Raw genomic sequence first — 23,278 nt, 5'->3', positions numbered from 1 at the left:
CTCAGATGAAAGAACGCGATGTCATCACGCCGGAGGAAGCCGGCACCCTGGCCGGCCTGTTCCGGGAGCGGGTGCGGCGTTCCGGCGACGCCGAGGCCTACCGTTATCACAATCCCGACAGTGGCAGCTGGGAAAGTCTGAGCTGGAATCAGATGGCCCTGCGCATCGCACGCTGGCAGGCCGCACTGCGCCGCGAGGATCTGGAGGCCGGGGACCGTGTCGCCCTGATGCTGCGCAACGCCCCCGAGTGGGTGCAGTTCGATATCGCCGCCTCGGGGCTGGGGCTGGTGATGGTGCCCCTCTATACCCAGGACCGGGCCGAGAACATCGCCTATATCCTGCAGAACGCCGGGGTGAAGCTGCTGCTGATCGGCGACGACGAGCACTGGGATCTGCTCAAGCCGGTGCGCGGTGAGCTGGGCTTTCTGCTGCGTATCCTCAGCGTGCGGCGCTGCCGCGACCCGGGCCATGAACCGCGGCTGCGGTGCCTGGAGGACTGGCTCGGACCGGAAACCGATGCCGACCCGGCCGAGGCGGTGCAGGTCGCGCCGCTCGATCCCGATACGCTTGCCACCATCGTCTACACCTCGGGTACCACCGGCCGGCCCAAGGGCGTGATGCTCAGCCATGTCAACATCCTGTGGAACGCCCATGCCTCGCAGCGCATGGCAGCGGTCTACCCCGACGATCTGTTCCTGTCCTTCCTGCCGCTGTCGCATACCTTCGAACGCACCGTGGGTTATTATTTGAGCATGATGTGCGGCGCGGCGGTGGCCTACAACCGCTCCATTCCCGAACTGGCCGAGGACCTGCTGGCGATCCGGCCCACGGTGCTGATCTCGGTGCCGCGCATCTTCGAGCGCGTGTACAACAGGATCCAGGCCCAGCTGGAGGAGAAGTCGCCGGTCGCGCGGGCGCTGTTCAACAGCGCGGTCACGGTGGGCTGGCGCCGGTTCGAATACCGCCAGGGCCGGACCGGCTGGTCCCCCGCCCTGCTGGCCTGGCCGCTGCTCGATGCGCTGGTGGCGCGCAAGGTGATGCAGAAACTGGGCGGGCGCATGCGCCTTGCCATCAGCGGCGGCGCGGCCCTGCCGCCGCGGGTCTCACGGCTGTTCGTCGGGCTGGGGCTGAATCTGCTGCAGGGCTACGGGTTGACCGAGACCAGCCCGGTGCTGTGTGCCAGCACCCTGGAGGACAACGTGCCCGACAGCGCCGGCCTGCCGCTGCCCGATGTCGAGGTGCGGCTGGGTGCAGGCGACGAACTGCTGGTGCGCAGTCCCGGCGTGATGTTGGGCTACTGGGACAACCCGGAGGCGACCGCGGCCATGATCGATGACGACGGCTGGCTGCACACCGGCGACAAGGTGCGCATGGACGCGCGCGACCGGGTCTGGATTACCGGCCGCTGCAAGGAGATCATCGTCCTGTCCAACGGCGAGAAGGTGCCGCCCGGGGACATGGAGATGGCCATCTCCATGGATCCGTTGTTCGATCAGGTCATGGTCCTGGGCGATGGCCATCCCTTCCTGACGGCGCTGATCGTGGTCAACCCGGATCAGGCTCAGCTGGAACTCAAACGCCTGAACGTGGACCCGGATACGCCCGGCGTGCTGAATACCGAGCCGTTCAAATCCCTCGCCGAGGCCCGCGTCAGGGAACAGATCAAGACCTTCCCCGGTTATGCCCAGATCCATGGCATCACCTGCTACCGGGAGGCCTGGACCATCGAGTCCGGCCTGCTGACACCGACGCTGAAGCTGCGCCGCGACAAGGTGGCGGCAGAGGCGGCCGGGGACATCGACCGCATGTACGCAGGACATTGAGCTTGTATGAACGATTCTGATGCCGATGACCGCCAGCCAGCCCTGCGGCTGGTGGCCTCTCCCCAGGACACCAATGCCGCCGGCGACATCTTCGGCGGCTGGATCATGGCCCAGGTGGACGTGGCCGGCAGCATCGCGGCCTACCGCCGGGCCGGCGGCCGCGTGGCCACGGTGGCGGTGGACTCGCTGCAGTTCCATCAGCCGGTGCTGGTCGGCGATCTGGTCAGCTGTTATGCCGAGGTGATGAAGGTGGGTACCACTTCCATTACGGTGCACGTGGAGGTGGTCGTGGAACGGGATTCCCGGGCAGGCATTGCCCGGCTCAAGGTTACCGAGGCCAATCTGGTCTATGTGGCGCTGGACAATGATGGAAAGCCGCGGCCGGTGTGAGCCTGGTTGCAGTTCATCCCGTCATCCCCGCGCAGGCGGGGATCCAGGCACCTCGGCGGTTATGGATTCCCGCCTGCGAGGGAATGACGGTGAGCGGCGCGCGTTATCAGCGGGCTTGACCTCTGCCCCGGTCTGCCATTTCTCAGGCCGCGTCGGTCGCCGTCAGCGGGCGATCCTGCCGCTGCGCCGTCTGCTGGTAGTAGAGGATCTCCTCGATCACGGCGCAGCTGATACCGTCACCGGTGTCGAAGCGGATGGCCACGCCCAGTTCGTCCCAGCGGGCTACCTCGCCGCCGGCCTGGCGCGAGATCCGGCACCAACCGGTATCGATGCCGAAATTGAGCTGTACCAGCGAGCCGGTGGCGGGATAGTTGCCGCCCTCGATCTCCACGAACATGCTGCAGCCGCCGAGGTCGCGGATATGGCCGCGGCAGCAGCCGTGCAGATGCCGGATTTCCACGTCGATGCAGGTTGCGGTACGGTCGTGACTGCGTCGTTCCATTTCCGCCCTCTCTTGGTGTTGTTCTGCGTTCAGGGCGTCCGTGCAAGCAGGTACCCGCGCTCATGCGCAGGCGGTAAAGGCGTTAGCGGAAACGGCGGGGGAAACTTTAACGGGATGTGAGCCGCGGGAAGCTGTGGGATCAGGCGGTGATCCGGTACGACTCCCGGGTGGAGGGAAACAGCCGGAAGAAGTTCTCGGTGGAGGCCGCGATCAGTTCCTCGACCGGTTCACCGCGCGTCTCGGCCAGGGATTCGGCCACGAAGCGCACATAGGCCGGCTCGTTGGGCTTGCCGCGCTTGGGCACCGGGGCCAGGTAGGGGGAATCGGTCTCGATCAGGATGCGGTCGGACGGCACCTTGCGCGCCACCTCGCGCAGGGCCTCGGCGTTGCGGAAGGTGACGATGCCGGAAAAGGAGATGTAGAAGCCCAGGTCCAGCGCGGCACGGGCCATTTCCCAGGTTTCAGTGAAGCAGTGCAGGATGCCGCCGGGCTCCTCGGCATGGCCTTCGCGCAGCAGGGCGAGGGTGTCCTCGCGGGCATCCCGGGTGTGCACGATCAGCGGCTTGTGGCAGGCGCGCGCGGCCTCGATGTGGGTGGCGAAGCGGCTGCGCTGGATCTCCTGTTCGGCCGTCTCCTTTACATAGTAATAGTCCAGCCCGGTCTCGCCGATGGCAACCACGCGCGGGTCGTCGGTATGGGCCAGGATAGCCTCCACGGTCGGCTCCTGCGGCACCTCGTCGGTCGGGTGCACGCCGACCGAGACGCTCACGTCCGGCTCGGGCTCGATCAGCTCGCGCATGGCCGGATAGGCCTCGAGACTGATGGAGATGCACAGGAAGCGCCCGACCTGGTGGGCGCGGGCCTCGTCCAGGGCCTGGTGCAGGCCCCCGGGATAGCGGCTCAGGTCGAGGCGGTCGAGATGGCAGTGGGAGTCGATCAGCATGGTTCCAGTATCCGTCCGGCGGTGTATGACTGGCCGTGTAGTCTACGGATTTTGGGGGTGGTTGCTAAGTCCGAGATGCGGCAAAACCGCAATCGTAGTGAGGGTGCAGGATGGAGGCCGAAAACTGGCTGTCATTGCGAGGAACGAAGTGTCGCGGCACAAGCGAGCTTGTGAGCGCAGAACGCCCGCAGGGCGGCCCCGAAGGGGTGAGCACAGCGAATAATCTCCACCCGGCTAATCCCGCCGTATGAGATTGCCACGCTACGCTCGCAATGACGGGGATTCGGTCGGCCCGTTGCTGCTTGGCTCGGGCTACATGGTGTGGGTCGGGCGTTCGGCCTTGAGCGCGCCGGCGAGATAGGTCTCGATCTTGTTGCGGCAGCTGCCGCCGTCCTGGTCGCTGAACTGCACGCCGATGCCGGCCGCCCGGCTGCCCTGGGCGCCCTTGGGGGTGATCCAGATGATGCGTCCCGCCACCGGCAGCTTTTCGCCCTCGTCCATCAGGGTGAGCAGCATGAACACCTCGTCGCCGAGCTGGTAGCTTTTGTTGGTGGGGATGAACAGGCCGCCGTTCCTGACGAACGGCATGTAGGCTGCGTACAGCGCGCCCTTGTCCTTGATGCTCAGTGAAAGTATGCCTTGCCGTCCGGGTTTCATGCGTGTTTGCGTCTCCTGCGGGGTCTGCCCGCTGCCGTCCAGGCGATCAGCAGGTCCTCGAACAGCGACTGCCGGTTGACCGGGGTCGCCGTCATCTGCAGGGCCTGCCAGACCTGCTCCAGTAGATTGTGCAGGGTGACCGGGTCCATATCCTCGGCCATATCCTGCATGGGTTCAAGCAGGTCGAGATTGCGTATCGCGTGCTCGCCCTGCTGCAGGCGTATCAGATCCATCAGCCACTGACTCATCCATTCCAGCGGTGCGTTGTTCTCCGCACCGGACCAGTCGGCGGCCACCGCGACCGCATCCTCGCGGCCGTCGATCAGCGCCTGCCACTGATCGAACCAGACCCGGCGCCGGGTCAGATGCTCGCCCTCGGTCAGGGCCAGCGCGGTCAGCGGGGCGCCGTCGGCCAGGGCCAGCAGCAGATCCGCATCATGGTCGCCGACGCGGGTTGCCAGCCAGCCGCGGGCCCCGGCCGCCGGAGGCGCAGCCAGCCGCAGTCCCTGACAGCGACTGCGGATGGTGGCCAGCAGCCGCGAGGGCTGATCCGTGATCAGCACCAGTACCGTGTTATCGGTCGGTTCCTCCAGGGTCTTGAGCAGGCTGTTGGCCGCGGATCGGTTGAGCCGGTGGGCACCCTCGATGCGTGCCACCTTGAAGCCGCCCTGGTGGCTTTTCAGCCCGAGCCGGGCGCAGAGCTCACGCACCGGGTCGATCTGGATCTGGGTCTTGCCCGGCTCCGGGACGAGGATCAGGTTGTCCGGATGCGTGCCGGCCTCGAACTGCTGGCAGGCGCTGCAGTGACCGCAGGCGCTCCCGTCGGCGGCCGGTTGCTGGCACAGCAGGCTGGCGGCGAAGGCCTCGGCCAGATCCTGCTTGCCGACTCCCGCCGGCCCGTGGAACAGGTAGGCGTGGGCCAGCCGGTTGGCCTGGCGTTGGGCCTGCAGTTGTTGCCACGCGGACAGATTCCAGGGGTGTATTTCTTTCATTAATAAAGTGTTAAAGATATATTGTGAAGTATTTTATACAATACGCTCAGCGGCGATTGCCTGTTTCCGTCATTCCGGCGCAGGCCGGAATCCATTGCCTCAGTCAGCATCCAGCAACCGTTCCAGCGCCAGACGAATCCCGGCCTGAACGGTTTCCAGATCCTGTCCGGCGTCGATGACCGCAAAGCGTTCCGGCTCGGCTCGGGCCCGGTTCAGATAACCCTGGCGGATACGCTCGAAGAATTCCAGATTTTCCTGCTCAAACCGGTCCGGATCGCTGCGGTTACCTGCGCGTTCCATGCCAATCTCTACAGGAACGTCCAGCAGCAGGGTCAGATCGGGGCGCAACCCGCCCTGCACCAGCTGTTCCAGTTCGGCGATCCGTTCCAGTGAGAGTCCGCGGCCGTAGCCCTGATAGGCGTAGGTGGCGTCGGTAAAGCGGTCGCACAGCACCCAGTCGCCGTGTTCCAGCGCCGGGCGGATCACCTTGTCCAGATGCTCGGCGCGGGCAGCGAACATCAGCAGCAACTCGCAGTCCGGATGCATGCCCTGGTGGGCGGGATCCAGCAACAGGCCGCGCACGGCCTCGGCCAGCGGTGTTCCACCGGGTTCGCGGGTGCTGACCAATACTTTATTCTTTGCATTAATTAAAGATTCTATATATCTGATATTAGTTGTTTTACCGACTCCCTCCCCGCCTTCCAATGTGATGAATCGCCCCTTCATGACCGGCCTCGTTGTGCGGTTCCGGACGCGGCACGTGCGCGCCTGCCAGCCGTTCCGGTCGTGGGCTTGCCGACGCAGCGGTACTGGCCAGGCGCCAGTTCACCCAGGGTCCAGCGGCCGATGCGATAGCGGATCAGGCGCAGGGTGGGATGGCCGATATGGGCGGTCATGCGTCGCACCTGGCGATTGCGCCCCTCCTCGATCAGCAGGCGCAGCCAGCAGGTCGGAATCGACTTGCGCTGGCGGATGGGCGGGTCGCGGTCCCAGACCGCGGGGCAATCGATGCGTTCGACCCGGGCGGGCCGGGTCGGGCCGTCCTTGAGTTCCACGCCCTGGCGCAACTGTTCCAGCGCGGCTTCCTCCGGTATGCCTTCGACCTGCACCCAATAGCCCTTGGCCTTGCCGAACTTGGGGTGGGAAAGCTGGTGCTGCAGCCGGCCCTCGTCGGTCAGCAGCAGCAGGCCTTCGCTGTCGTAGTCGAGTCGACCGGCCGGGTAGACGCCCTTGACGGGGATGTAGTCCTGCAGGCTGGATTTCCCGCCCTCGCGGCGGAACTGGGACAGGACCCGGAAGGGCTTGTTGAACAGGACGATCATGCGCCTATTGTATGGAATCCGTGGGCGGGTTGCAGCGTGAAAAAATCTCAACGCAGAGGCGCAAAGCCGCAGAGAACGCAGAGTTCTGTAGGTTGGGTTAGGCGCGATGCGCCGTAACCCAACGAATACGGCCTGGATGTCGGGTTACGCCCTTCGGGCTAACCCGACCTACGACGTAGATGGCGTCTTGCAAAAATTGCTATATCTTTGCGTCCCCTGCGCCTCCGTGCCTCTGCGTTGAAAGGGGGTTAAAAAATACAAAACCGGGCACGATGCCCGGTTCCGGATCCGTCAGACTGTGGATCGGTCTTACTGGGACTGCTCGATGATGTACTCCACAGCCGCTTGCATTTCGGCGTCGCTGCAGTCCATGCAGGTGCCCATGGGCGGCATGGCATTCAGGCCTTCCTTTGCGTGCTTCATCAGGGTGTCCATGCCCTGCTCGATGCGCGGGGCCCAGGCGGCGGCGTCGCCGACCTTGGGGGCACCGGCGGCACCGGTGCTGTGGCAGGCAAAGCACTTGCTGTCATAGATTTCCTTGCCGCCGCGCTCGGCCAGCGCCAGTCCGCTGCTTGCTGCCATTGCGCCCGCCAGGGCTGTGATGATCAGCTTCTTCATTTCGGTATTCTCCTGTAGTTTGGGGTCAACACACCGGATGCGAATCCGTCAAATATACTCCGAATAGGTCGGGTTTCAAAGATAACTTATTGATACAACGATTTTATCCATGGATGAAATTAATTTCTGCCCGAGTTCCAGTGAGCCTAGCAGGGCCAGGTTAAACAGAACCTGAACGGCGCCCGTCGGTTGCCGTCGCGGGACGGCTGAAGATCTCGGCCAGCCAGAACAGGTAGCTGTAGAACAGGGCCGCTACCGCCAGGTTCAGGGGAGTGGCGCCGGCCATGCCGCCGAGGGCCTGGTACAGGGCCAGCCCGGCGAAGGCCAGCAGCCCGGCCAGGATGTTGAGGTGCAGAAAGGGCCGCAGCCAGCGACGCAGGTTCATGCGGAGATCTCCGGTAGTCTCTGAGTGTGAGCCAGAGATTAGCCCCGCCTACCGTCCTGTCACCTTGATTCGCATCAAGTTCCCCGCCCGGTCGATTCAATCCCCGCGTTGGTCGATGGGGGTGTAATCGCGCCGGGAATGCCCCACATAGAGTTGGCGCGGCCGGCCGATGCGCTGTTCCGGATCGTCCATCATCTCCATCCACTGGGCGATCCAGCCCACGGTGCGTGACATCACGAACATCACGGTGAACATGCTGAGCGGGATGCCCAGGGCGCGCAGGATGATGCCGGAATAGAAATCGACATTGGGATAGAGGTTGCGTTCCTTGAAGTAATCGTCCTCCAGCGCGATCCGCTCCAGTTCCAGGGCGATCTCGAACAGCGGCTGGTCGCGGGTCGAGCCCAGCTCATTCAGCAGGTCATGGCAGGACTGGCGGATGATCTTGGCGCGAGGGTCATACTGCTTGTAGATGCGGTGGCCGAAGCCCATCAGCCGGAAGCTGTCGGATTTGTCCTTGGCCCGGGCCACCAGTTCGGGGACCTGCTTCACCGACTCGATCGACTCCAGCATCTGCACCACCGCCTCGTTGGCGCCGCCATGGGCCGGTCCCCACAGCGAGGCGATGCCGGCGGCCACACTTGCGAAGGGGTTGGCGCCGGAACTGCTGGCCAGGCGCACGGTGGAGGCACTGGCGTTCTGCTCGTGATCGGCGTGCAGGATCATCATCAGGTCCAGCGCACGCGAGGCCACGGGATTGACCTCGTAGGGCTCGGAGGGCACGGCGAACATCATGCGCAGGAAATTGTCGACATAGCCCAGGCTGTTGTCCGGATAGATGATCGGCTGGCCGACCGAGTGTTTGTAGCTGGCCGCGGCCAGGGTGGGCATCTTGGCGATCATCCGATGCGCGGAGATTTCGCGGTGGTAGGGGTCGGTCACGTCGGTGGAGTCGTGATAGAAGGCCGACAGCGCCCCAACCACCCCGACCATGATGGCCATGGGATGGGCGTCGTAGCGGAAACCGTCATAGAAGCGCAGCAGGCCCTCGTTGACCATGCTGTGGCGGTTGATGATCTCACGGAATTTATTCATCTCGGCCGGCTGCGGCAACTCACCATAGAGCAGCAAGTAGCAGACCTCAAGGTAATCGCTGTGTTCGGCCAGCTGCTCGATGGGATAGCCGCGGTACAACAGGGTACCCTCGTCGCCGTCGATGTAGGTGATGCTGCTGCGGCAGCTGGCCGTGGCGGCATAGCCGGGGTCATAGGTGAACATGCCCAGGCCTTCGTGCAGGCCCTGGAGGCTGAAAACCTGTGCACCGTGGGTGCCCTTGCTCACCGGCAGCTCGACGGACTTTCCGGTGCGGTTGTCGGTAATGGTAACGGTATGATCATCGCTCATGGTTTATCCCCTGGCGCTCATTGCAGTGAGTCGAGTTCGCGCTGCAGTTCCCGAATGCGCGCATTGCAGTCCTGTTCGATGGCATCGATCTGTTTGAGGATTTCCGTCTCGCGCGCCTGTCGTTCGCTCGCCTCGGCTTCGAGCTGCGCGATTTCCTCCTCCCGGGCGCGGCGCAACCGCTCCTGCTCCTCGCGCCAGGCCCGTTCCTGGCAATCCACCCAGGGGATATAAGGACACTTCTTGCAGTCACGCTCGTCGTAGGGGTCGGGATCGAGGCAGGCACGCCCGCAGGTCATCAGCAGCCTGCCGTTGTCGTTGTTGTAGTAGTAGATGGGACCATCACCGTCCTTCACGCATTGCAGTTCGACCAGGTTCTCGCAGTAGCTGGGCGCGCTGCAGTGCTCCTGGCCGTAGCGCGATTCGAGGAAGGAACGGATCAGCGGGTGCAGTTCGGGGCGGACAGCGGGCTGTGCCGATTCACCCCTGGATTCCGCGGCCGGCGCCGTGTCCGTCTGCGCGGGTGCCGCATCCCGTGCCGCCGCGGCATCGGGGTCGGCGTGACGGCGGCCGGATTCGCGCTCGGCATCCAGGCGCGCCTTCTGTTGCGGCGTGATGACGTAGGGGTCGAGCAGCTCCTGTTCGAAGCCGCTCGTCTCGTCGACCGGGGCCGCTTCGGTTGCCGCCTCACCTCCGGTTGCAGCGGATTCGGCGCGCAGCACGCCGGCGGGAGTCGCCAGGCACAACATCAGGCACAACTTGATCAGTATGGTCTGCATGCTCTCAATCAACTCTGAAGCTCGGGCGGCGCTCAGGGACGGTTCAGCTGATAGCGGCGTACCGCCCGGTTGTGTTCTTGCAACGTGGCGGAAAAGACATGACTGCCATCGCCGCGGGAAACAAAATACAAGGCCTCGCCTGCGGCCGGGTGCATCACGGCCGTGACCGCCTCGGCACTGGGCAGGGCGATGGGTGTGGGCGGCAGCCCCCCGCGGGTATAGGTATTGTACGGGGTGTCGGTGCGCAGATCACGGCGCCGGATGTTGCCGTCGAAGGCATCGCCCATGCCGTAGATCACCGTGGGGTCGGTCTGCAGCCGCATGCCCCGCTCCAGCCGCCGGACGAAAACGCCGGCGATGCGGGCCCGTTCCTCGGGGATACCGGTTTCCTTTTCCACGATCGAGGCCAGAATCAATGCCTCGTAGGGCGAATCCAGCGGCAGGTCCGGACGACGGCGCTCCCAATTCTGCTCCAGGTGCCGCTCCATGGCCTGGAGGGCGCGGCGCAGGACTACAATATCACGGGTACCGCGCGGGAAATGGTAGGTGTCGGGCAGAAACCAGCCCTCGGGGTGCTGTCCAGGCCGCTCCAGGCGCTGCATCAGTTCGGCATCATCAACGCCATCCAGGGTGTGGTCGAGAAACGGCTGCTCGGCCAGGTGGGCACGCAGCTGCTGGATGGTCCAGCCCGCGATCAGGGTAACCGGATACTGCACCACCCGCCCGCTGGTGAGTATGTGCAGCAGCTGGCCCGGTGTGGCCCCGGCGGGGATATGGAACTCCCCGGCCTGGATGCGCCCGGCCTCGCCGCTGATCCGTCCCAGCAGGGCGAGATAACGCGGATGCGCCAGCAGGCCCTCCTCGTGCAGCTGCCAGGCCAGGCCGGACAGGCTCTGGCCCGGCCTGACCTCCAGGTTCCGGCCCTCGCTGTCCAGTGCCAGCGGCGTGCGCAGGAACCGCTGGTAGTCCAGATACAGCCAGCCGATTGCCCCGGCGACGGCGATCGCGAGCGTCAGCAGCATCAGCACCAGCGGCCGATGGAGAACGGATTTTCCCGCGTTGACAGCCATGCGTGTTATGCAGATTCCGGATTCATCAGCGACAGCAGGCGCCGGGTTACGGGGCCGGTTTCATAACGCTGCCCGGCAAGCCGGGCGACCGGGCGCATTCCCATCAGGCTGTTGCACAGGAACAGTTCATCCGCGCCGGTCACGTCATTCTCGTCCATACAGCTTTCCATTACTTCGATGCCTGCCGCGCGCGCGCTTGCCATCAGATGCTCGCGCATCACGCCCGCCACGCCGCAGTTGTCCAGCCGTGGGGTGTGGAGCACGCCGTTGCGTACCAGGAACAGATTGCTGGCAACACCCTCGATGACGTGACCGTCCTGGTCACGCAACAGGCCCTCGTTGATCTCCGGGTCCTGCCACTCGGCGCGGGCGAGGACCTGGTCCAGCCGGTTGAGATGCTTGATGCCGGCGAGCCGCGGCTGGCTGGCCAGCCGGTGCCGGCACCAGATTATACGCAGGCCGGCGGGACTGTGCCTTTCCAGCCCCGCCGGCCAGGCCGAGCGCAGCAGGACACGCTGCGCTCGGATGTCGTCCGGGCGGGCATAGCCGCGCAGCGAACAACCGCAGGTGTACAGCAGTTTCAGCACCGCCCGCGGCTGGTCGGCGGCGGCCGTCTGCAGCTCCCGCTCGAGTTGTTCCCGGGGCGGTTCGGGCAGTCCCAGACGCTGGCAGCCGCGCATGAGCCGTGCCCGGTGGCGTTCCCAGTGCATGATGCGGCCATCGATGACGGCCAGGGTTTCGAACAGGCCGTCGCCGAACTGCAGTCCGCGGTCATGTACATCGATCCGCGTCTGCGCCTCGCCGTTGATCCAGGCCGACTCGATTCCGCTCATGCCGCGTCCTCGGGCGTGTTTTCCAGCGCCAGCACCAGGCCGCGGGCCTTGGCGCGGGTTTCCTCCAGTTCCTGCTGTGGCCTGGAATCCGAGACGATGCCGGCGCCGGCGCGCCAATACAGCCTGCGGTCCCGCTGCTCGATGGTACGGATGAGGATGTTCAGGTCCATGTCGCCATTGCGGTTCAGATAACCCATGGCGCCGGTATAGGCGCCGCGCCCCCCGGCCTCGAGTTCGGCGATGATCTGCATGCAGCGCACCTTGGGACAGCCGGTGATGGTGCCGCCGGGATAGACCGCCCGGATCACCTCGCCCGGCGTGATCTCCGGGCGCAGCTCGCCCTGGATGTTGGAGACGATATGATGCACATGGGCATAGGACTCCAGCTGCATCAACTCGTCGACCTCGATGCTGCCGGGCCGGCAGACCCGCCCCAGGTCATTGCGTTCCAGATCGATGAGCATGATGTGCTCGGCACGTTCCTTGGGGTGGCCGAGCAACTCGTCCGACAGTTCACGGTCCTGCTCCCCCTGTCCGCGCGGCCGGGTGCCGGCGATGGGCCGCGTGCTCACCCGGCGGCCGCGCACCTCCACCAGACGTTCCGGCGAGGAGCTGATCACGGCGTAGTCGGGGAATACCGCCAGGCCGTTGAAGGGGCCGGGATTGCGGTCGCGCAGACGTCGGTAGAGTGCGGCGGGGGTGACCGGCTGGCCGAGCTCCGCGGTCCACAGACGCGACAGGTTGACCTGGAATACATCGCCGTCACGAATGTAGCCGAGAGTGCGTTCCACCGCATCGAGATAATGCTGCGGGGCCTCCTCGGTCTGTCCCGACAGCGTCAGCGGCACGGCGGCCGGCGGCGGGCGGGCGGCGGCCTGTTCGATATCCTCGCGCATCACCCGTACCAGGCCGGGATCGGATTCGCTTACCAGCTGGAGGCTGCCGTCGCGCCGGTCGGCGATCACCGCCGCCGGGCAGCGCACGGCGGTGGCGATGAAGGGCATGTGCGGCGCTCGGCTGAGTTGCAGTACCGGCTCGACCTCCTGGGCCAGTTCGTAGCCCAGCAACAGGAACCAGCCGCCGTTGAAGGGCAGACCGGCCGTGTCGTCGCGGCCGCCCGCTTCCCGCCACCAGGCATCCAGTGCCGGGAGAAAGCCGCTGGCGGATTCGGCGGCCGGGCCCTGCAATTGCCCCGGGGCCTGCAGCGTCAGGGTCTCGCCCGGAAAGGCGAACAGGATGTCATAGCGCCCCTGCGTGCCGCTGAGGGCGCTTTCCAGCAGGAAGGGATAACGCTCGGGAAAGGCCTCGTGCAGCGCCAGCAGGTCGAAGCCGGCGGGCAGCGTGGCGGAAGAAAGCGATTGCGCAACCGTCATGGCGTCCGGCCCGCGGACCCGACTCTCAGTCGGTGAAGCGGCGCATCACGATGGTGCCGTTGGTTCCGCCGAATCCGAAGGAATTGGACAGGGCGATATCGATCTGCATCGCGCGCGCGGTGTTGGGTACATAGTCGAGATCGCACTCCGGATCCGGCGTGCTGTAGTTGATGGTGGGCGGTGCGATCTGGTCGCGCAGCGACAGCGCGGTGAACACCGCTTCAACACCCCCGGCCGCGCCCAGCAGGTGCCCGGTCATGGACTTGGTGGAGCTGACGGCCAGTCGGTGGGCATGCTCGCCGAAGGTGGTCTTGATGGCGTCGGTCTCGGCCTTGTCGCCGGCCGGGGTGGAGGTGCCGTGGGCGTTGATGTAGTCGATGGCGGCGGGCTCGATGCCGGCATCCTTGAGCGCGGCGCGCATGCAGCGTACGGCACCCTCCCCGCCCTCGGCGGGTTGGGTCATGTGATGGGCGTCGCCGCTCATGCCGTAGCCGATCAGCTCGGCGTAGATCTTCGCCCCGCGGCTGCGGGCATGCTCGAGCTCCTCCAGTACCAGCACCCCGGCGCCGTCGCCCAGTACGAAGCCGTCGCGGTCCTTGTCCCAGGGGCGGCTGGCCGTGGCCGGATCGTCATTGCGGGTGGACAGGGCGCGGGCGGCGGCAAACCCGCCCAGCCCCAGCGGGGTGCTCGCCATCTCGGCACCGCCGGCGACCATCACATCGGCCTCGCCGTACTGGATATAGCGCGCAGCCTGGCCGATGTTGTGGGTGCCGGTGGTGCAGGCGGTGACCATGGCGATGTTGGGGCCGCGGAAGCCGTGCAGGATGGACAGGTTGCCCGAAATCATGTTGATGATGCTGCTGGGTACGAAAAAGGGCGAGATCTTGCGCGGACCGCTCTCCAGCAGCAGGGCGTGATTCTTCTCGATGGTGCACAGGCCGCCGATGCCCGAGCCGATGGCCACGCCGAAGCGGCCCTCCTCGTCGGAGGCACCGTCCAGACCGGCGTCGCGGATCGCCTGGATGCCTGCCGCCATGCCGTAATGGATGAAGGGATCCATCTTGCGGGCTTCCTTGGACGGCAGGTAGTCCGTGATCTCGAAGCCCTCGACCGTTCCGCCGAAGCGCACCGAGAAGGCCGAGGTGTCGAAGCTGGTGATGGGGCGGATACCGCCCTGCCCTGCCTTGATGCTGGCCCAGGCCTCATCCACGGACAGGCCGACGGGTGCGATGGCACCCAGGCCGGTGATGACTACGCGACGACGTGACAAGATAGCGCCTCTTGGAGATGGGATCGGTCTACCCCGATGGTCCTTCGGCCGGATTCAGCCTCCGGGTATTCCCTGCGGGGTTTCGGGATTCGCAAATACTAAAAGGCCGCAGCCACCAGGGTGGCAGCGGCGCTGAATTGCAGCCTGAGCGCTCAGCCCAGGTTGGCGTTGATGTAGTCGATCGCCTGCTGCACGGTGGTGATCTTCTCGGCTTCCTCGTCGGGGATTTCGCATTCGAATTCCTCTTCCAGGGCCATCACCAGTTCGACGGTATCCAGGGAATCTGCGCCCAGATCGTCTACGAAGGAAGCACCCGTGGTGACTTCATCTTCCTTCACACCCAGCTGTTCGACAACAATCTTCTTAACCCGTTCTTCAATATTGCTCATGTGAATCTTTCCTCCGAGACTTCAGGCAGCAAACTGCGGGCGGTATTGTAGTGAAAAGCCTGGGGCTAATCCAGCGGAAATCCCGTCTGAACAGCCCGCGGACCCTCGCCGCAGCGCCCTGCCGGTTCAAGATACAACTTTCCAGATAACAGCGTAATACAAAAACTTTCTATAAAAACGGTCAGGCCATGTACATGCCGCCGTTGACATGCAGTGTCTCGCCCGTGATGTAGCCGGCTTCGTCGGAGGCGAGAAATGCGACGGCATTGGCAATGTCTTCCACCGCGCCGAGCCGGGCCAGCGGGATGTTGCTCAGCAGTGCCTGGCGCTGGTCCTCGGGCAGGGCCCGGGTCATGTCGGTGTCGATGAAGCCGGGCGCCACTGTATTGACGGTGATGCCGCGTGAGCCGACCTCGCGGGCCAGGGACTTGGCAAAACCGATCATGCCGGCCTTGGCCGCGGCATAGTTGGCCTGGCCCGGGTTGCCGCTCACACCGACCACCGAGGCGATATTGATGATCCGGCCGTGTCTGGCCTTCATCATGCCGCGCAGACAGGCCCGGGACAGGCGGAAGACGGAATTGAGATTGGCGTCGATCACCGCGTCCCACTCCTCCGGCTTCATGCGCATGAGCAGGTTGTCGCGGGTGATGCCGGCATTGTTGACCAGAATGGTGGGAGTGCCGAACTCGTCTGCGATGGACTTGACCAGGGCATCGACGCCGCCGGCGTCGGTGACGTCCAGCACCCGGCCGGCGCCTTCGATCCCTTCGCTCGAGAAGGTGTTGCTGATGGCATCCGCACCGTTGTCGCTGGTGGCGGTGCCGATCACGGTGGCGCCGCGCCGGCCCAGGGTCAGGGCGATGGCCTGGCCGATACCGCGGCTGGCGCCGGTGACCAGGGCGATGTGTTTGTCCAGACTCATGTCAAATCACCTTGTTCCTGCATTGCATTCAAAAGCTGTGATGACCACCCCAAGCCGTAGGTCGGGTTAGCGCAGCGTAACCCGACACTCACGGCGGATACGTCGGGTTACGCCCTTCGGGCTAACCCGACCTACAACAGGATTGCATGCTTGCGTGGCCATACCTCAGATCTGTTCCAGCGCCGCTTCCAGGCTGGTCGGATCGTACACCGGCAGCGCCGTCATTTCCTTCGCGATGCGCTTGTTCAGTCCGGCCAGTACCTTGCCGGGCCCGCATTCGATCAGCCGGGTCACGCCTTCGGCCTGCATGTACTGGACGGTCTCGACCCAGCGCACCGGATTGTGCAGCTGGCGGGCGAGCAGTTCGCGGATCTCGTTGGCATCGCTGTGGGCGCGCACATCGACGTTATGGATGACGTCGATGCTGGGCGGGCGCAGGTCGGTGCGGGCCAGTTCGGCGGACAGGGCCTCGGCCGCCGGCTGCATCAGGCTGCAGTGCGAGGGCACGCTGACCGGCAGCGGCACGGCGCGCCTGGCCCCGGCCGCCTTGGCCTGGGTCACGGCCCGCTCGACGGCGGCCGCGCCACCGGCAATGACCACCTGGCCGGGGGCGTTGAAATTGACCGGTTCGACCACCTCACCCTCGGCGGCCTGCCGGCAGACCTCGCGCACGGCATCGTCATCCAGGCCGAGGATGGCCGCCATGGCGCCCGCTCCGGCCGGCACGGCCTCCTGCATGAACCGGGCACGGCTCTCGACCAGTTTCACCGCGGCGGCAAATTCCAGCACCCCGGCGCACACCAGGGCGCTGTATTCGCCCAGGCTGTGGCCGGCGAGCATGGCCGGGCGCTTGTCGGTGGCCTGCGCCAGCACCCGCCACACCGCCACCCCGGCGGCGAGCATGGCCGGCTGGGTCCGGTCGGTCTGGTTGAGCTGCTCCGCCGGGCCGTCCTGGCTGAGCTGCCACAGGTCATAGCCGAGCACATCGGAGGCCTCGGCGAAGGTCTCTCCCACCACGGGATGGGCGGCGGCCAGTTCGGCCAGCATGCCCACGCTCTGCGAGCCCTGGCCGGGGAAGACGTAGGCCAGTGTGTAATCGAAGTCAGTCATGCGTTATCCATTTACTTCAATGCCTGGTGTCTGTCGGGTTACGCCCTTCGGGCCAACCCGACCTACAAGCTGTAGGTTGGGTCAGGCGCGATAGCCCGTAACCCAACGAATACGGCCGGAGTGTCGTCGGGTTACGCCCTTACGGGCTAACCCGACCTACGTGGTTCACAATTCAAAATTTCAGCAGCGCCGAACCCCAGGTGAAGCCGCCGCCGAAGGCCTCCATCAGCAGCGTTTCGCCGCGCTGGATGCGGCCGTCGCGCACGGCCACGTCCAGCGCCATCGGCACCGAGGCGGCCGAGGTGTTGCCGTGCTGGTCGACCGTCACCACCACGCGTTCCGGCGGCATGTTCAGTTTGCGCGCGGTGGCGTTGATGATGCGGATGTTGGCCTGGTGCGGGATCAGCCAGTCGACGTCGGCCTGGGTCATCCGATTCGCTTCCAGCGTCTCGTCGACGATGCGACCGAGGGTGTTCACGGCCATGCGGAACACCTCGTTGCCCTTCATATGGATGTAGGCCTCGCCCTTTGCCACGGCATCGAAGTGGGTGGAGACGCCCACGTTGACCGTCAGCAGGCTCTCATAGTTGCCGTCGGCGTGCAGATGCGTGGACAGGATCCCCGGCGCTTCGCTCGCCTCGAGGATCACCGCCCCGGCGCCGTCGCCGAACAGCACGCAGGTGCTGCGGTCGGTCCAGTCGATGATGCGTGACAGCGTCTCGGCACCGATCACCAGGGCGCATTTCGCCGCCCCGGTGCGGATGAACTTGTCGGCCACGCCCAGGGCGTAGACGAAGCCGGTGCAAACGGCCTGGACGTCGAAGGCCGCGCAGCCGTGGATGTCCAGGCGCTGCTGCACCAGGCAGGCGGTGCTGGGAAAGACCCGGTCCGGCGTGGTGGTGGCGACGATGATGAGATCGATGTCGTCGGTGCTGCGTCCGGCGGCTTCCAGTGCCCGGCGGGCGGCCTGCTCGGCCAGATCGCAGGTGGTCTGGTTGTCGGCGGCGATGTGACGCTTCTCGATGCCGGTGCGTTCCCGGATCCACTGGTCGTTGGTCTCGACCATCTGCTCCAGGTCGTGATTGGTCAGCACCTTCTCGGGCAGATAGCTGCCGGTGCCTGTGATGCGTGCGTAGGTCACACCGCCTGCCTTTCAGTCAATTGGGCTTCCAGTTGATGGTCGATGCGGTCGGGGACCGCCTTGTCGACCTCCTTGACCGCCACCTCGATGGCGTGGGCAAAGGCCTGGGCATCGGCGCTGCCATGGCTCTTGATCACAATGCCGCGCAGGCCCAGCAGGCTGGCGCCGTTGTAGTTGCGCGGATCGACCCGGCGCCGGAAGGCGCGCAGCACCGGCAGCGCGACCAGCCCGGCCAGCCGGGTCAGCGGATTGCGTTTGAACTCCTCGCGCATGAACTGGGCGATCATCTTCGCCACGCCCTCGCTGGTCTTGAGCGCCACATTGCCGATGAAGCCGTCGCAGACCACTACATCCACATCGCCGGTATAGACGGCATCGCCCTCGACGAAGCCGATGTAGTTGAGCGAGCTGTCATGCAGCAGGCGCGCGGCTTCCTTGACCTGGTCGTTGCCCTTGATCTCCTCCTCGCCGATATTGAGCAGGCCGACGCGCGGCGCCTCGATGCCCTCCACGGCATGGGCGAGCACCGAACCCATGACGGCGAACTGGAACAGGTGTTCGGCGGTGCAGTCGACATTGGCGCCCAGGTCCAGCATCAGGGTGCGGCCCTGGATCGAGGGAATGGCAGTGAGGATGGCGGGCCGGTCGATGCCCGGCAGGGTCTTGAGCAGGTAACGCGCCGTGGCCATGAGCGCGCCGGTGTTGCCGGCGCTGACCGCGGCCTGGGCGGTGCCGTCCTTGACCAGGTTGATGGCCACGCGCATGGACGAATCCTTCTTGAAACGCAGCGCCCGCGAGGGCAACTCGTCCATGCCCACCACCTCGCTGGCGTGGTGGAGGCGCAGCCGGCCGGATTCCAGCAACTGGCGATGGGCCTGGAGATGGGTCTCGAGGACGGTCTGATCGCCGACCAGGATGAGTTCCAGCGCGGGACTGGACGACAGCGCCTGGACTGCTGCAGGCACCACGGCCCCGGGGCCGATGTCGCCTCCCATGGCATCCAGCGAGATGACTACCCTATCCGTCACGCGTGTCGTTGTCCGTTGCTGGGTCCCGGCCCGGGTGCAGAAACGCGCGCGGCGCGCGAGCCGACCGGCTGCCGCGCGCCGCGGGGTCGGGCCGATCGGTTTCAGTCGAGGTCGCGATCGATGACCTTGCGGCCGCGATAGTAGCCGTCGGGGCTGATGTGATGACGCAGATGCGTCTCGCCCGTGGTCGGCTCGATCGACAGGGCCTTGCCCTTCAGGGCGTCATGGGAACGGCGCATGCCGCGCTTGGAGGGGGTCTTGCGATTCTGTTGGACAGCCATGGTGTCGCTCCTGCAATAAGTGCCTAGTGTTTCTTCAAATCCGTCAATGCGGCGAAGGGGTTGTCGCCATGTTCCGTGTCAGCGATCTCCCGCTCCGCGGAATCCTGATCAGTCGCCTGCGTCCGGCATTCCGATTCCGCATGCTTGGGAAAATCGGCCACCGCCAGCAGCAGTTCATCCTCGATGAGTTCGGTCAGGGCCAGCCTGTCTTCCGTCGCCAGCAGGGGCTCGAAGCCCTCGGGCAGACGCTCGATCATGGCCTCCGATTCGACCAGGCCGAGCCTGATCTCCTGCTCCACCGGAAAGTCCATCCGCCCCAGGCAGCGCTGACAGGTCAGGTGCAACTCACCCGTGATACGCCCCTTGATGCCCTCGACACCGGCATCGAAGCGGCCGAAGTGCAATTCCACCCTGATCTCGCCGTCGCTGTCATGCAACTGATCGGCCAGCCGCGCGAAACGCGCTACGGGCAGCGTCCCTTCGAGAATACGACCCTGGCGAATCAGGGCCGCCGGGTCGATCCAGTCCGGCAGGCGCGGTTGCATAAGCGGCGCATCATAATGGCTCCAAGCGCCTGTGTCAAAACAAAAAAGGCGAACTGAAACACGGTTTCGCAGCGGCCTCTGGCATTGACAGCCCCGGGGCTTTTCCGTAGAAGTCGCTGACACAGTGCCCGGCCGATGCCGGGTTCAGCTCCACTCACAGGACAGACCCCGCGAAATCAACGTGATAAAAAAGGTACTCATCGCCAACCGGGGAGAGATCGCGGTGCGCATCGTGCGCGCCTGCCGGGAACTGGGCATCCGCTCGGCCGCCATCTTCACCGACGCCGACCGCCATGCCCTGCATGTAAAGAAGGCCGACGAGGCCTACAACATCGGCCCCGACTCCGTGGCCGGCTATCTGAACGCCCACCGGATCGTGAACCTTGCCCACGCCAGCGGCTGCGACGCCCTGCATCCCGGTTACGGCTTCCTGTCGGAAAACGCCGAACTGGCCGAGATCTGCGCCCGGCGCGGCATCCGCTTCATCGGCCCGGACGCCGGCGTGATCCGGCGCATGGGCGACAAGACCGAGGCGCGGCGCAGCATGCAGGCCGCCGGGGTGCCGGTGGTCCCCGGCAGCGAGGGCAATCTGGACAGTCTGGAGGCCGCCCTGGAACTGGCCGGCGAGATCGGTTACCCGGTGATGCTCAAGGCCACCTCCGGCGGCGGCGGCCGCGGCATCCGCCGCTGCGACAGCCCCGAAGCCCTCAGGCGCAACTACGACCGGGTGCTGTCCGAGGCGCAGAAGGCCTTCGGCAGCGCCGACGTGTTTCTGGAGAAGTGCGTGGTGAATCCGCGCCACATCGAGGTGCAGATCCTGGCCGACGGCCAGGGCAACGTCATCCACCTGTTCGAGCGCGACTGCTCCATCCAGCGCCGGCACCAGAAACTGATCGAGATCGCCCCTTCGCCCCAACTCACCCCGTCCCAGCGCGAGCGCATCGGCGAGTATGCCGTGAAGGCGGCCCGCGCGGTGGGCTACCAGAACGCCGGCACGGTGGAGTTCCTGCTCGAGGGTGAGGACAACTTCTACTTCATGGAAATGAACACCCGGCTGCAGGTCGAACACACGGTAACCGAGGAGATCACCGGGGTGGACATCGTGCAGGAGCAGATCCGCGTTGCCGCCGGTCTGCCGCTGCGCTATGGCCAGGCCGATATCCAGCGCCGCGGCTATGCCATGGAATTCCGTATCAACGCCGAGGACCCGCAGAACGACTTCCTGCCCAGCTTCGGCCGCATCACCCGTTACTTCGCCCCGGGCGGCCCGGGGGTGCGTACGGATGCCGCCATCTACACCGGCTACCACATCCCGCCCTATTACGATTCCATGTGCGCCAAGCTGACAGTCTGGGCCAGGGACTGGGAGGGGCTGCTGAACCGGGCCGAACGCGCGCTGCACGACATCGGGGTCTACGGGGTCAAGACCACCATCCCCTATTTCCTCGAGATCCTGCGCACCCCCGAATTCCGCGCCGGACGCTTCGACACCGGCTTCGTCGAGGCCCACCCCGAACTGACCCGCTACAGCGTCCACCGTCCCACCCGCGAAATGGCGGCCGTGATCGCCGCGGCCGTGGCCGCGCACGCCGGTTTCTGAATTCAGGCAACGTCACTGCAACGAGTTGGCGGCCTGCTGCCAAGCCAGGGAATCCGACCAGGCGGTATCCTGCCGCCGCGCCTGTGGCCACTGTCCTGTAACAGAAGTGATACAGCATCCGTCCTGGTTGCTGAAACCCGAAGGCATCTGTCCGGTTTCTCCCTCCTGAGCTTGCACCTCCCCCTCCACTATCTATTCTTACCCATGCAGTTTTATTCCGCTGGAACGGATTAAGATGCGGGGAACCATTGGCGGTTCCATCCAACCATCAAAGGGAGGTGCATCATGAGACTGGAGCGATTCATGGGTCGGTTCGGCTCCGCTGCGGCGCTGGCGAGCCTGACCCTCGCCCCGGCATGGGCCGGGTATGAACCACATGAGAAAATGGGGCTTGCCGAGGGCGTGGACCCGATCGCCGAGACCTATATGCCGGTCGTTCCCGACAAAGGTTTCGAGGCGATGATGAAAGCCGACGTCGACGCGCGCCCGAAGTATGAAGAGCGGCATAACAAGCTTCTGGAGCGCCGTTATGATTTGAGCGACCGTCCCTCCGATGTGATGATGTCGGGCGGGCGCAAGCCGGTCCAGGAGGGGGCGCGGGTCAAGCTCCCCGAGGGGGTGAGTTGGGAGGATCTCGCCGCCATGTCGCCGGCGGAGATCCGCGAGAAGGGGCTGTTCCCCAAGGGTTTCCTGCCTTTGCCGCATTCCAAGCACGAAACCGGCGGCATGGTGTTTCCCGATGCCCAGATCGAACGCATCCGCGAACTGGAAGATCGCAACCTGGAGCGCTTCGACACCCGCTTCGATCTGCCCGATCATCTCACCCCCGAGTTCCCGCCGCCGATCTTTCTCACCACGCGGCCGGAATTGGGTGATGTGTCGCAGGGCAAGCTGCTGTCCATCGACAACTATTACGAGATCATGCACGGTATCCTCACTCCGGTGCAGATGGAAGGCCTGCGGCTGCTGCTGACCCCCTTTCCCCAGCAGCAGTTCAACCAGACCGAGGACCGCAAGGTCAAGCGTCCCAGTCTGGGCGTGTCCTGCCTGGACTGCCATGCCAACGGCCACACCAATGCCACCTTTCACCTGAATCCGGATACCCGCCCGCAGACCGCCCGCTTCCGCATCGACACCGTCAGTCTGCGCGGCATGTTCAACCAGCAGATCCATGGATCGAAACGCTCCCTGCGTTCGATAGAGGACTTCACCGAATTCGAGCAGCGCACCGCCTATTTTGACGGCGATCATGTGATCGGGGCCAAGAAGGGCGTGAATCTGCCCGATCGCAGCAGCCAGGTGGCGTTGATGGCGCAGATGCAGAACCTGTTCGACTTCCCGCCGGCTCCGAAGCTCGACGTCTTCGGGCGACTGGATAAGTCCAAGGCGACGGATCTCGAGATCAAGGGCGAACAGTTGTTCCATGGCAAGGCGCGCTGTGTGGAATGCCACCAACCGCCCTTCTATCTCGACAACAAAATGCATGACCTGAAGGTCGAGCGCTTTTATGACGCGAAGCTGATCAATGGTCAGTGGATCACTGCCGAAGGGCCGATCAAGAGCTTCACCCTGCGCGGCATCAAGGATTCCCCCCCTTATCTGCATGACGGGAGACTGATGACCCTGGAGGATACGGTGGAATTCTTCAATCTGGTCACGGGTGTGCAGCTCACCGGTGATGAGAAGAAGGCGCTCACCGCCTTCCTGCGGACTTTGTGAACCACCGCGTGAACTGGCGATGGCAGGGGCCAGATACCTCTGCCATCGCCCGCATCCCTGCGTCCCTGCCTACAACCGCTCCGATTCCGGATATCCCGGGCGTCGGGGGCTGAACCAGCGCCTCGAGCATTCGGCGGTGGAGAAGCCGTAGCCGTTTCAGTAAGATTCCGGGAAACAAATAT

General features: G+C 65.0%; 25 protein-coding genes. 4 read left to right on the top strand and 21 right to left on the bottom strand.

Annotated elements, in window-relative coordinates:
* The first annotated feature begins 5 nt into the window (after positions 1-5).
* Both CFK21_RS09035 and CFK21_RS09030 read left to right on the top strand, forming a co-directional pair.
* Positions 6-1,823: an AMP-dependent synthetase/ligase gene (locus CFK21_RS09035; RefSeq protein ID WP_096366355.1), complete on the top strand. Its 1,818-nt coding sequence runs from the start codon at positions 6-8 to the stop codon at positions 1,821-1,823.
* A 6-nt stretch (positions 1,824-1,829) separates the two neighbouring features.
* On the top strand, positions 1,830-2,213 hold the full coding sequence (locus CFK21_RS09030; protein ID WP_096366354.1) for an acyl-CoA thioesterase: 384 nt from the start codon (positions 1,830-1,832) through the stop codon (positions 2,211-2,213).
* Positions 2,214-2,355: 142 nt separating this feature from the next.
* Here the strand turns inward: CFK21_RS09030 and CFK21_RS09025 are convergent, their stop codons facing one another.
* From CFK21_RS09025 to CFK21_RS08925, 21 genes are all read right to left on the bottom strand, one after another.
* Positions 2,356-2,715 (bottom strand): PilZ domain-containing protein, encoded by a 360-nt coding sequence (locus CFK21_RS09025; RefSeq protein ID WP_096366353.1) that lies wholly within the window; start codon positions 2,713-2,715, stop codon positions 2,356-2,358.
* Between the two features lie 139 nt (positions 2,716-2,854).
* Positions 2,855-3,658, bottom strand: a complete 804-nt coding sequence (locus tag CFK21_RS09020) for a TatD family hydrolase (RefSeq protein WP_096366352.1) — start codon at positions 3,656-3,658, stop codon at positions 2,855-2,857.
* A 312-nt stretch (positions 3,659-3,970) separates the two neighbouring features.
* Positions 3,971-4,315, bottom strand: coding sequence for a PilZ domain-containing protein (locus CFK21_RS09015; protein WP_096366351.1), 345 nt, complete (start codon positions 4,313-4,315; stop codon positions 3,971-3,973).
* Positions 4,312-5,307: a DNA polymerase III subunit delta' gene (locus tag CFK21_RS09010; RefSeq protein WP_096366350.1), complete on the bottom strand. Its 996-nt coding sequence runs from the start codon at positions 5,305-5,307 to the stop codon at positions 4,312-4,314. Before CFK21_RS09010 ends, CFK21_RS09015 begins: the two co-directional genes overlap by 4 nt.
* A 99-nt stretch (positions 5,308-5,406) precedes the next feature.
* Positions 5,407-6,033, bottom strand: a complete 627-nt coding sequence (gene tmk, locus CFK21_RS09005; protein ID WP_096366349.1) for a dTMP kinase — start codon at positions 6,031-6,033, stop codon at positions 5,407-5,409.
* Positions 6,030-6,629 carry a pseudouridine synthase gene (locus tag CFK21_RS09000; protein ID WP_096366348.1) on the bottom strand — a complete coding sequence of 200 codons (600 nt, stop codon included), beginning with the start codon at positions 6,627-6,629 and terminating at the stop codon, positions 6,030-6,032. Before CFK21_RS09000 ends, tmk begins: the two co-directional genes overlap by 4 nt.
* 309 nt (positions 6,630-6,938) lie before the next feature.
* On the bottom strand, positions 6,939-7,247 hold the full coding sequence (locus CFK21_RS08995) for a c-type cytochrome (RefSeq protein ID WP_096366347.1): 309 nt from the start codon (positions 7,245-7,247) through the stop codon (positions 6,939-6,941).
* Between the two features lie 160 nt (positions 7,248-7,407).
* Positions 7,408-7,632: a hypothetical protein gene (locus CFK21_RS08990; RefSeq protein ID WP_096366346.1), complete on the bottom strand. Its 225-nt coding sequence runs from the start codon at positions 7,630-7,632 to the stop codon at positions 7,408-7,410.
* Between the two features lie 96 nt (positions 7,633-7,728).
* Positions 7,729-9,036 (bottom strand): citrate synthase, encoded by a 1,308-nt coding sequence (locus tag CFK21_RS08985; RefSeq protein WP_096366345.1) that lies wholly within the window; start codon positions 9,034-9,036, stop codon positions 7,729-7,731.
* Between the two features lie 17 nt (positions 9,037-9,053).
* Positions 9,054-9,812 (bottom strand): hypothetical protein, encoded by a 759-nt coding sequence (locus tag CFK21_RS08980; protein WP_096366344.1) that lies wholly within the window; start codon positions 9,810-9,812, stop codon positions 9,054-9,056.
* 32 nt (positions 9,813-9,844) lie between these two features.
* Positions 9,845-10,882: an endolytic transglycosylase MltG gene (mltG, locus tag CFK21_RS08975; RefSeq protein ID WP_231971487.1), complete on the bottom strand. Its 1,038-nt coding sequence runs from the start codon at positions 10,880-10,882 to the stop codon at positions 9,845-9,847.
* Between the two features lie 5 nt (positions 10,883-10,887).
* On the bottom strand, positions 10,888-11,715 hold the full coding sequence (gene pabC / locus CFK21_RS08970; RefSeq protein ID WP_096366343.1) for an aminodeoxychorismate lyase: 828 nt from the start codon (positions 11,713-11,715) through the stop codon (positions 10,888-10,890).
* Positions 11,712-13,088, bottom strand: coding sequence for an aminodeoxychorismate synthase component I (locus tag CFK21_RS08965; protein ID WP_096366342.1), 1,377 nt, complete (start codon positions 13,086-13,088; stop codon positions 11,712-11,714). Before CFK21_RS08965 ends, pabC begins: the two co-directional genes overlap by 4 nt.
* A 25-nt stretch (positions 13,089-13,113) precedes the next feature.
* Positions 13,114-14,358, bottom strand: coding sequence for a beta-ketoacyl-ACP synthase II (gene fabF, locus CFK21_RS08960; protein ID WP_096366341.1), 1,245 nt, complete (start codon positions 14,356-14,358; stop codon positions 13,114-13,116).
* A 152-nt stretch (positions 14,359-14,510) separates the two neighbouring features.
* On the bottom strand, positions 14,511-14,747 hold the full coding sequence (acpP, locus tag CFK21_RS08955) for an acyl carrier protein (protein WP_096366340.1): 237 nt from the start codon (positions 14,745-14,747) through the stop codon (positions 14,511-14,513).
* Between the two features lie 181 nt (positions 14,748-14,928).
* The gene (gene fabG / locus CFK21_RS08950) at positions 14,929-15,672 is read right to left on the bottom strand and encodes a 3-oxoacyl-ACP reductase FabG (RefSeq protein ID WP_096366339.1); all 744 of its coding nucleotides are present in this window, start codon (positions 15,670-15,672) and stop codon (positions 14,929-14,931) included.
* A gap of 165 nt (positions 15,673-15,837) precedes the next feature.
* Positions 15,838-16,782: an ACP S-malonyltransferase gene (gene fabD, locus CFK21_RS08945; protein ID WP_096366338.1), complete on the bottom strand. Its 945-nt coding sequence runs from the start codon at positions 16,780-16,782 to the stop codon at positions 15,838-15,840.
* A gap of 172 nt (positions 16,783-16,954) precedes the next feature.
* Entirely contained in the window at positions 16,955-17,923 is a 969-nt protein-coding gene (locus tag CFK21_RS08940) for a beta-ketoacyl-ACP synthase III (protein WP_096366337.1), read from the bottom strand.
* Positions 17,920-18,918 carry a phosphate acyltransferase PlsX gene (plsX, locus tag CFK21_RS08935; protein ID WP_369801266.1) on the bottom strand — a complete coding sequence of 333 codons (999 nt, stop codon included), beginning with the start codon at positions 18,916-18,918 and terminating at the stop codon, positions 17,920-17,922. The genes CFK21_RS08940 and plsX overlap by 4 nt, the downstream gene beginning before the upstream one ends.
* Before the next feature lie 134 nt (positions 18,919-19,052).
* Positions 19,053-19,232 carry a 50S ribosomal protein L32 gene (gene rpmF / locus CFK21_RS08930; RefSeq protein ID WP_096366335.1) on the bottom strand — a complete coding sequence of 60 codons (180 nt, stop codon included), beginning with the start codon at positions 19,230-19,232 and terminating at the stop codon, positions 19,053-19,055.
* Positions 19,233-19,255: 23 nt separating this feature from the next.
* Complete coding sequence (locus CFK21_RS08925) at positions 19,256-19,777, bottom strand: YceD family protein (protein ID WP_096366334.1); 522 nt, start codon at positions 19,775-19,777, stop codon at positions 19,256-19,258.
* Between the two features lie 181 nt (positions 19,778-19,958).
* Here CFK21_RS08925 and CFK21_RS08920 point away from each other — a divergent pair, with 181 nt between their 5' ends.
* Both CFK21_RS08920 and CFK21_RS08915 read left to right on the top strand, forming a co-directional pair.
* The gene (locus CFK21_RS08920; RefSeq protein ID WP_096366333.1) at positions 19,959-21,377 is read left to right on the top strand and encodes an acetyl-CoA carboxylase biotin carboxylase subunit; all 1,419 of its coding nucleotides are present in this window, start codon (positions 19,959-19,961) and stop codon (positions 21,375-21,377) included.
* A 384-nt stretch (positions 21,378-21,761) separates the two neighbouring features.
* Complete coding sequence (locus CFK21_RS08915; RefSeq protein ID WP_369801265.1) at positions 21,762-23,096, top strand: cytochrome B6; 1,335 nt, start codon at positions 21,762-21,764, stop codon at positions 23,094-23,096.
* Positions 23,097-23,278 lie beyond the last annotated feature (182 nt).

The organism is Thiohalobacter thiocyanaticus, assembly GCF_002356355.1.
GTDB classification, from domain to species: domain Bacteria; phylum Pseudomonadota; class Gammaproteobacteria; order Thiohalobacterales; family Thiohalobacteraceae; genus Thiohalobacter; species Thiohalobacter thiocyanaticus_A.
Note: the sequence above shows the minus strand (reverse complement) of the source record. Positions and strands in the feature narration are given on the sequence as shown.